Annotated in this window: 9 protein-coding genes; 4 read left to right on the forward strand and 5 right to left on the reverse strand. The window is 63.6% G+C overall.

Going from position 1 to position 9,153, the window contains the following annotated elements; genetic code table 11:
• Nucleotides 1–32 precede the first annotated feature (32 nt).
• The 4 genes from ACX3OW_RS19795 to ACX3OW_RS19810 are packed head-to-tail and all read left to right on the forward strand — an operon-like array spanning nt 33 to nt 4,930.
• A complete protein-coding gene (locus ACX3OW_RS19795; RefSeq protein ID WP_459097513.1) occupies nt 33–1,226 on the forward strand; it encodes a glycosyltransferase family 2 protein in 1,194 nt (397 codons plus the stop codon).
• On the forward strand, nt 1,223–2,515 hold the full coding sequence (locus ACX3OW_RS19800) for an O-antigen ligase family protein (protein WP_459097514.1): 1,293 nt from the start codon (nt 1,223–1,225) through the stop codon (nt 2,513–2,515). Before ACX3OW_RS19795 ends, ACX3OW_RS19800 begins: the two co-directional genes overlap by 4 nt.
• Entirely contained in the window at nt 2,466–3,458 is a 993-nt protein-coding gene (locus ACX3OW_RS19805) for a glycosyltransferase (RefSeq protein ID WP_459097515.1), read from the forward strand. The genes ACX3OW_RS19800 and ACX3OW_RS19805 overlap by 50 nt, the downstream gene beginning before the upstream one ends.
• Nucleotides 3,455–4,930 carry a lipopolysaccharide biosynthesis protein gene (locus ACX3OW_RS19810; RefSeq protein ID WP_459097516.1) on the forward strand — a complete coding sequence of 492 codons (1,476 nt, stop codon included), beginning with the start codon at nt 3,455–3,457 and terminating at the stop codon, nt 4,928–4,930. Before ACX3OW_RS19805 ends, ACX3OW_RS19810 begins: the two co-directional genes overlap by 4 nt.
• Here the strand turns inward: ACX3OW_RS19810 and ACX3OW_RS19815 are convergent.
• From ACX3OW_RS19815 to ACX3OW_RS19835, 5 genes are all read right to left on the reverse strand, one after another.
• Nucleotides 4,927–5,820: a polysaccharide pyruvyl transferase family protein gene (locus tag ACX3OW_RS19815; RefSeq protein ID WP_459097517.1), complete on the reverse strand. Its 894-nt coding sequence runs from the start codon at nt 5,818–5,820 to the stop codon at nt 4,927–4,929. The two genes, ACX3OW_RS19810 and ACX3OW_RS19815, sit on opposite strands and share 4 nt — an antisense overlap.
• On the reverse strand, nt 5,820–6,614 hold the full coding sequence (locus tag ACX3OW_RS19820) for a family 16 glycosylhydrolase (RefSeq protein ID WP_459097518.1): 795 nt from the start codon (nt 6,612–6,614) through the stop codon (nt 5,820–5,822). The genes ACX3OW_RS19815 and ACX3OW_RS19820 overlap by 1 nt, the downstream gene beginning before the upstream one ends.
• Nucleotides 6,611–7,840 (reverse strand): polysaccharide biosynthesis/export family protein, encoded by a 1,230-nt coding sequence (locus tag ACX3OW_RS19825; RefSeq protein WP_459097519.1) that lies wholly within the window; start codon nt 7,838–7,840, stop codon nt 6,611–6,613. The genes ACX3OW_RS19820 and ACX3OW_RS19825 overlap by 4 nt, the downstream gene beginning before the upstream one ends.
• 121 nt (nt 7,841–7,961) lie before the next feature.
• A complete protein-coding gene (locus ACX3OW_RS19830; RefSeq protein ID WP_459097520.1) occupies nt 7,962–8,645 on the reverse strand; it encodes a hypothetical protein in 684 nt (227 codons plus the stop codon).
• Between the two features lie 244 nt (nt 8,646–8,889).
• Nucleotides 8,890–9,153 (reverse strand): ATP-grasp domain-containing protein (locus ACX3OW_RS19835; protein ID WP_459097521.1); only part of this gene is annotated, 264 nt, incomplete at its 5' end.

Raw genomic sequence — 9,153 nt, forward strand, 5'->3', positions numbered from 1 at the left:
GGGCGATGCCGCATCATGCGGGGCGAGGTAATATGGATTTCTCTGATCGACAGCCCCATGATGGGCCGCTCGTCTCCGTCATCATGGCCAATTTTCAGGCCGGCGACAAAATCATCCCCGCACTCCGTTCCGTGCTCGGCCAGACCATGTCAGATCTTGAGGTCATCGTCAGCGACGACGCCTCGCAGGATAACAGCGTGGCGCTGGTCCGTGCCATGGCGCAGGCCGATCCCCGGGTTCGGCTGATCGAGACCACGAGCAATTGCGGCCCCGCCTCTTGCCGGAACCGCGCGCTGGAGCTGGCGCGCGGGCGCTGGATCGCCATCGTCGATGCCGATGACATCATCCATCCCGAGCGCCTGGAGCGGCTGCTGGCCGCCGCCAGCCAGCAGGATGCCGATATCGTCGCCGACGACCTGCTGCTGTTCCATGAGGATGGCAGCCCCCCCAAATTGATGCTGGGCGCTGACGCTGGAGCCAGTTTCCTGGTGGCGCCCAAGCAGTGGGTGCTGGCAGGCGTCGACGGCACTCCGGCCCTTGGCTATCTGAAGCCGATGATCCGGGCCGATTGCCTCAAGCAACTGCGCTATGACGAAGCCCTGCGGATCGGCGAGGACTATGATTTCATCCTGCGCCTGCTGCTCGATGGCGCGCGCATGCTGGTGGTGCCCGAGCCGTTCTACCTCTATCGGCGCCATTCCGCCTCGACCTCGCACCGCCTGTCGGAGCCAGACATGCGGGCGATGATCGAGCGGCAATTGGCGCTGACTGCGATGCACGCCCCTCTATCGCCAAAGCTGTCAGCCGCGTTTGCCAAACGGCTCGCGGTGCTGCGGCAGGGCCTGGCCTACGAGGAACTGGTCGCCAGCATCAAGCAAGGCAAGGTGGTACAGGCTTTTGGCCTGCTGGCGCGCGACCCAGGCCTTGCGCGCCGCCTTTGGGTCTCGTTCAACGAGCGTCGTGGCGCTAAAGAGCCGGTGGATCGGCGGTCGCAGACACTTGTGCTCGGCGGGCAGGGGATGGCCGGCGCCGATCAGCCCGTTCCCGACTACGTCCCGGCCCATTTGGTCGATTGGTCCGTCCCGCGTCCCCGTGACGCCTGGCGCGAATTGGCGAGCCATGCCGGTTCCCACTGTATCGCCCTGGACGAAGCCGGCAGCTATGCCGCCGGTTTTGTCCCCGAGGTCAGGCTCGAAACCCGCACCACTGTGATGGAGGCCTCATGATCGCCTTGCCGTCCCGGGTGACCATCAACTTCGCCGATCTGCTGACCTTCGGCGCCTTTGCCGCATTGGTGCTGAATGCCATGTTCGGGCCGCTGGCCGCCCTGACCTTCATGGGCTGCGGCAGTCTGCTCATCGTTAGCAATGTGCCCGCCAGCATCGACAGCCTCCGTCGCTGGTGGTTCGTGCTGCTGTTGCCGGCCTATTGCATGCTGACGGCGCTGTGGTCGCAATATCCCGCCAATTCAATGCGCTACGGCGTGCAGCTGATGTTTACCGTCATCGTCGCTATTGTCATCACCGGGCGGCTGTCCACGGCCGCGTTGATGCGCCTGATGTTCATCGTCTACGCCATCGGCGTGATTGCCAGCATCCTGTTCGGCCGCACCGGCACGGGAGGCGCCTGGCTGGGCGTCTTCGGCAGCAAGAATGCCTTTGCCGCCCATATCGCCGTCTTCGCCCTCATCGCGGTAGCCGTGGCGGCCGACGGGAAATCGCCTTTGCTCCTGCGCCTCGCGGGCGCGGTGGGCGCGGTGGCATCTGCCCCCCTGCTGGTGCTGGCGCAATCGGCCGGCGCGAGCCTGATGGTCGCCCCGTGCCTCGCCATTGTGTTGTTGACCATTCTCTCGGCACGCCTGACCGGCATGCAGAAGCTGTTCATGCTCACCATGCTGGTCCTTGTTGCGGCGGCTCTTGCCGTCATCGTCATCACCACCGGCGATGCGCTGCTGGCGGAAATCCTCGAAGGCTCCGGCAAGGATGCCACGCTGACCGGGCGCACCGATCTGTGGGCCACGGGGTTGAGCTATATCGCCGAACGGCCGTTCCTGGGCCTTGGCTATCGCTCTTTCTGGGTGCTCGGTTTCGCGCCGGCCGAAGAATTATGGGCCATGTTCGATGTGCTCTCCGGCGCCGGTTTCAACTTCCACAACACCTACATTTCCAATGCCGTCGAGATCGGCCTGATCGGGCTGGGGCTGCAGATCGCTATCATGTATGGCGGCGCCATCCTGATGGCCGCCTATACCTTCGCGCGTCCCAGCGCACCCAATGCCCTGCTGCTGGCGCTCCAGGCGCTGATGATCCTCCGCAGCTTCATCGAGGTGGAGGTGTTCTTTGAATTCTCCATCCGCTCGATCCTGGGCATTGCCACCCTCATTTACGCTGCAGCCGGGCTCATTGCCTTGCGCCAGCAATCGGCCGCGATGTCGCGGCGAAACCCCATCAGAGGAGTCCTGAGCCATGGCACAGTACCAGCCCGACCTCGTCCATTTCCGCACCCCGACCTATAAACGCCCCGAGGCGCTGCGCCGCGCCCTGCAATCGATGATCGCGCAGACCTGGCCGCACTGGGTCTGCGACGTGTTCGATGATGATCCATCGGAGGCGGCAAGATATGCCGTGGCCGAACTTGCTGATCCGCGCATTCGCTACACTGCCAACAAGCCGCAGCTGTTTGCCTCCCGCAATATCGACCAGTGCTTTACCGCCGAAAACCCGCACGGCGCGGCGTTTTTCTGCGTGGTCGAGGACGACAATTTTATCCTGCCCGAGTTCTGCGCCCAGAACATCGCCCTGATGGCTCGCGAAGGCGTCGAGATCGTGCTGCGCAACCAGGTGATCGAACACGCCAGCGGTACAGTGGCCGCCAGGATCGGCACCATTGGCGTGCTCGACGATCTCTTCACCGAGGGCCGCTACGCCGCCGAGGAATTCCGCCTGGCCCTGCTGGCCGGCATCGGCGTGTCCAATGGCGGGCTGTTCTGGTCGGTGCAGGCACGCTCTCCGCTCGAAATCCAATATGCCTGCACCGCCACCCTGCAGGAATATCTGCGGACCTATTCCATCGCCGAGCCGGTCTATGTCGCCATGGAGCCGCTGGCCGTTTGGGCCGAAAATGCCGAGCAGACCACGCGGAACGCCGAGCTTAAAGCCGGCTACCTGCGGCGCGAGCTTGACCTCAAACGCGCCGTCCAGGCCCTGCGGCAGAAGGTATGGAACGAGACCAGCAAGGAGGCGCGTGCTGCCTTCCTGACCAACCCACGCTTTGCCGCGCCGATTGCGGTGCGAGCAACCCATGTTGCAAAAGCCCTCATCGGGCAGGGGCTTTCGGGCCATGTTTCACCCATAGAGGCGCTGCGCCTACGCGCCCGCGGCATGATGATCCGCGCGCTGGGGCGGGTCACCCCCGATTTCGACCGCTTCGTCGCCTCGCGCAGTACCCCCCACACATGAGCGTTTCCATCGAAACGGGCGCGCGGCGCGACCATCTCACCACGGGACGAGCCTCGGCGGCGATCAAGGGCACACTCTGGTCGCTGGTCAGCAGCTTTGTGCCGGCGGCGCTGGGCTTCCTGGTGTTTCTGGCGAGTTCGCGTGTGCTGTCGCCCGCCGAGTTCGGCATCGTCGCCTTTGCCGTCAGCATTGCCAGCGTGGGGGTGGCCATCGCGCCCGCCGGTTTTCGCGAGGCGCTGATCCAGCGCGAGCGCATCTCCTCGGCCCATCTCGATACGGTGTTCTGGCTTTGCCTCGGCGCCGCCCTCGTTATTTATGCGGTGTTGTGCTTGGCCGGGCCGGTCATCGCCACTGCATTCGGCCAGCCGCTGCTGGCGCTGCTCATTCCGCTGGTTGCCGCGCGCGTCATTTTTGATATGGCGGCTGCCGTGCCCAACGCGCTCATCGTGCGCACCATGGCGTTCAAGACACTCGCGCTGCGAACCACATTGGCCTCACTCGTAACCGCTCTTATCTGCCTGGGACTGCTCTGGGCCGGATTTGGACTCTGGGCGCTTGCAGTCTCACAATTGGCCGGATCGGTGGCCAGTTGCGCCGGGGCGCTTATCGGCGCCCGCTGGCTGCCGGGCCGGCGTTTCAACCGCAGCGCCTTGCGGGACTTGCGGGCCTTTGGGCTGTTTTCGAACGGCAACCACTTCATCACGACGATCAATATCGATCAGCTGCTGATCGGGGCCCTGATGGGGCCGGGAGCGCTGGGTATTTACAGCTTCGCGCGTCGCATCTTCCAGATCCTGACCGATCTCATGTCCGGCGCCCTGAATCTGGTGTCCTATTCGCTGCTCGCATCAATGCAGCGCGAACCTGCTAAGCTGCGCGAGGCCTATTTGCTGGGTACGTTCGCCTCCTCGGTCGTGGCGTTCCCGGTGTTTTCAGGTCTGGCGCTGGTTGCGGGCGACCTGGTGCCAATGGCCTTTGGCGCGTCCTGGGTTCCAGCCGTACCGGTCGTGCAGGCATTCTGCGTGCTGGGACTGCTGACGGCGATAGGCATCTTGCAGTCCTCGCTGATCCGCAGCCAGGGACAGGCCGATTTGTGGTTCTATTACATCCTCGGCAAGCAGGGCGTGACTGTGCTTTACATCTTCCTGTTCTCAAGCTGGGGCGTCATGGCGCTGACCACATCGCTGGTGATCCTCAACATCATTCTGTGGATGCCGACGCTGCACATGGTCGTGCGTCTGCTCGGCATTTCGCTATGGGCCTATCTCGGTTCGTTCGCTCTGCCGGTCGTTGCCACGCTGGCGATGTGCGGTTGCGGGTGGCTGGTGCAGCATCAACTGGCGGGGGCCGATCCGCTGCTGCGACTGGCCACAACAATCGGCGCCGCAGCTTTGAGCTACGGCGCCGTTATCGTGCTGTTGGGGAGGCCGCGCCTCGAAACCCTGGTCGGCTTCGTCCGCCGCAGGCGCTAGCTCACGGCGAGGCGGCTGCGAACGAAGCCGTCCACGGCTTCCTGGGCGCGTTCTGTGACCTGGCGGATCATCGTATCGCTGCTCAGCTGTGGTTCGAGGCGGGACATTCCATCCAGATGTCGGGCGGCCATGTCGGTCAGAATGCCGTTCGGAATGCCCGCCAGCGGCGAGGCGCTGAAGCGGCCGACCTTGCCCAAGCTCCCGCCGCGCCCGGTCTTGCCGATATAATATTCGAGAACGCTGCTGGGCTTGAGCGCATTGAGCTGCACATCGAGGTCGAGCGCGCCTGCCCAATCGAGCCATTTGCTATGGTGGCCACCATAAATCGGGCGGGCGCCAATCCACGGCGTGCGCAGCGCATCGGCAACGATGGCCCCATGCATGGCCTCGGTGATCAGCAGGCGAGCGCCGCGAATCTGGCTCAGCACCTTTTCGACCGGCTCGGTCGCGTCGATCAGCGTGATCCCGGCCTGCCGGCACGCTTCGGCCCAGTTGCCCCGCTCAAGGCTCTCATAATGCGGCATGAAGGCGACCCCGACACTGGTGTCGGGCGCCGGCAAATTCATGTTGCGCAGCAGGATGGCGCTGTCGCAGATCGACAGGCCCGGGTCGATCCCTAGTGTCCTGGCCGTATTGGGACCACGGACGAAGCAGATGTCCCAGGTGCCGTCATGCACGTCGGGCAGCCCCATATAGCCGGCATAGCCCGAGCCCATGACGAATTTGCGCGCGCCAGCGGGCAAATGATCGCCGATGATCGAACCGATACCGACGAATAATTCGTCCTCGTTATCATCGAGAAAGCCCTTGGGCAGCAGCGCCGGCCACACATGGAGATTCAGTTCATCTCCGAAATTCGGCACCTTGCCGCGAAAGAACACCAGCTTCATCAATTGTCCTCGTTGTCTTGGCACAGGATGGATTGGTCGAAGGCGCATGCCTCCCCGAGCGGCGTAAAAGCCACCCAGTCCACCTGCATGGCGATGGCCGCATCGACAGGCGCAAAGCTGCCCATCCAGTCGGTCAGTGTGTCGGAACCCCACAGGCTGAAGAACATGCGCTGTGGGTTGCTAGGAATGGTTTTGGGGTCGTCCATGGTGCGCACCAACTTGCCATCGAGATAGAAGCGGATGCGGTCCGGTTCCCAGGTGAAGGCATAGGTGATGAAACCGCCATCGGACGGGACGGGCAGGGCATGGGATTGGCCGCTGCCAGTCGTGCCGTCGCCGCTCTTGCCGTTGACGAAGGTGGTGGTGTCGACCTGGCCGGTATTGCGCAGCAGCACCTCGAAATCGATCTCGTCATGCGGCTTGCCCTGCTGGGGCCCGATATAGGTGAAGAAGGACGCATTGAGGCCCGACCCGGACGGCGTTTTCAGGCGCGTCTCGTAGGTCCCGTAGCCATAGGCCTGTCGCGTCTGGAGCTCGCCGCAGCGATGCTCGCGATCCCCTTTGGCGAGCGGCGCAAAGCCCACTTGCAGCAGCCCATCACTCGCCGTCACCTGGTCGGATGACCAGGTGCAATTCTGGTGGCCGCCATTGCTCCAGCCATCCGATACATACCAGCGCGCCAGATCGAGCGTGTCGAAGTCGTCGCGGAAGGCGGTTTCCTGAGCAAATGCTTGCACCGGCAGGCCAAGCGCGCCCATCAGGACAAGAGCACTCAGGCTCTGTTTCGCGGTCATGACGCAAACTCCAGTCTGGCAACGACGACATCGCCCGCCTCGAGCGGCGTCGCCAGGTCGGCCGCAACTTCGTCGCCATCGCGGACGATGACGTAGCTGAAGGTCGGCGCGGAATCTCCCGGTACGGCAACGCCGGTATAAAGGGCGGCCTCCTGAACCAGCCCCCGCTGCGTCGCGATCTTGAGTTGCAGCGCCGCGATCTGCCCATCGACGGTCTGTCGTTCAAGCGACAGGTCTGAAATGCGCTGGTCGGTAAGCCGCGCCTTTTCCCGCTCGGCGGCGGCGATGTCCTGGCGGGCCTGCAAGGTCGTGGTCTGCGTATCGAGCAGCCTCGACTCGAGATCGGAGACATTGGTCTGAAGGGACGCCACGCGCGAGGCCAGGGCCAGACCATCGTCGGAAAGTGCCGTGATCTTGTCGAGTTGTTCCCTTGCCGCTGCCAGTTGTGCCTCGGTCCCGGTTTCCTTCTGCCCAAAGGCTTCAATCTGACTGTTGAGCAGCGCCACCTGATCGGTCAGCGAGGTCGACTGCGCCTCGGCCTGCCGCCGTTGTGCCGAAAGAATGGCTGTTTCGGCACTAAGCAGGGCGTCGAGCCCATCCGCCGTTTCGAGTTCGGCAGGGACGGTAATCTGCTCCTGCCCCGCCAAATCCGCATCGAGCCGCGCCCGGCGAACCAGCAGGCGACGATATTCGTCCTCCAGCACCTCCAGCGCGCCGGAGGTGGTGAGTATTTCTCGTTCCGGGCGCGCCACGGCCTCCGCGCTGCGCCGCTCTCCGCCCGCCAGGGCCAGCGCCTTCACCACGGTCAAATTGGGCGCGAATTTATACTCGCCGGGCGTGCCCACATCGCCGGACACATAGATCGGGCCATAGGCCGCCACTTCCACGGTTACCGTCGGCGCGGTGCTGAGACCGAGCGTCTGCTGCAGGGCGCCCCCTAGCGCCGCCGCCAGTTCGGCGCTGGTCTTGCCGGCGCCTTCGGTGGCCCCGACCATCGGAAAATTCACATTGCCATCGGCGCCGACGACATATTCGCCGGCCAGGGCCGTCCATTCCTCAAACGTGGAATCTGCCGCCTTCCATTGCACGACCTTAATATTGAGCGTGTCGGACACGCCCAGCGTGTAGGGTGAAGCGGCCTGCGCGGCGCCCAGCCAGGTCAGCCCGATGGCGACGCTGGCGGTATAGCGGAGGGCGGATCGAATCTGGTCCGGGGTGGGGATCATGTCCCATCCTTGCTGCTGATCGTAGGAGCAGGGATTGTCGGGATCGAACGTGCCCGCAATGGGGCGCTGGCACGGCCGGATCTTGCCGCTCCGCTCCTCATTCTGCCTTAACGTGTTGATATCAGTATATTTTTAGCGCGGAGCCGAGCGTTGCCACCCCAGTCAGGGCAGGCATGCGCGGTGCGGCCAGCTCGATTTCCACGCGCGGCGAGCGGCGGCCCTGGCTGCGGTGAACCAAGGTCCCCGCTGGCGCAAAGCCCAGTGACGCCAGCCGCCGCCGCTGTTGCGGCGAGAGTACGGTCCAGACCAGGCGTCGATCACCATCATCGAGCTCCCCGAATTCCTGCTGGTGCGCGTTGCTTCGGGTCTGCACCTCGAAAATTCTGGCGTTGGTTGCCTCGCCAACCTGCGCCATCGCAGAGAATAGTCGGGCGGCCCGCTGCGGAGAGAGCTGCAGATTGCGGTCGAAATACACCAGGATTTCTTCCAGCACCGCGTCGGGCAGGGCGCTCTGTACGTGGCGAAGAATGTCCTGGCAGGTCTGCTGCTTGAGGCGAGCCGTCAGCCCGTGCGCATAGGCCCGCGCAGCCTTGGGCAGCATGGGCTCGCCATCGAGCATGGCGCCGATTGGGTAGCGGCTGACGCAGCTCTGGCAAACCCACAAGGCCTGCGTGTCGCGCGTGACCTCATAGGTCAGGCGCAACGCAGTCCGCCCGCAAAAATCACAAGTGCTGGTCAGGGTGACATCATCCCTGAGTTGCCAGCTAAAGCTCCAGTCTTCTGGATTACCGACGGCGTCGCGCAATGTGTAACGGTTTCGAACCATTGCATATTCTCTTGCTGGTTGCAGGTGCCTTGGGGCGGCTCAGGACGTGGACCCAAGCAATTGCAGCCGGCACGATGGTCGGTGACGACCCTGAGCGAATCCTCATCCGGGCCGGTGCAATTTCTGCGTGGAAGATGGGAAGCAATTCCGGCTACAGCATGGCGCACCCCAAATGCGCCTGCCGGCCTCGCGTTCAGAGCATCAAAGCTGCCGGGGAAAAACGCTACAGCGTCGCCAGATCACGGTTGCTGACCTTGCCCATATAAGCGTCCCTGATGGTGACCTTGTGCTCGAGTGCGTCGATTACCGACTGGGTAAAATCGGTGTCATACATCTGCGACAGATTATTGAGCCCGCCCGGGGTGAACACATTGATCTCGAGCAGCTTGTCGCCGACGATATCGAGCCCCACCAGAAACATGCCATCGGCGATCAGCTTGGGCCGCACGGTTTCGGCGATACCCAGCATGGTCTGGTTCACCTCGAT

Source organism: Devosia sp. A449 (assembly GCF_054489375.1).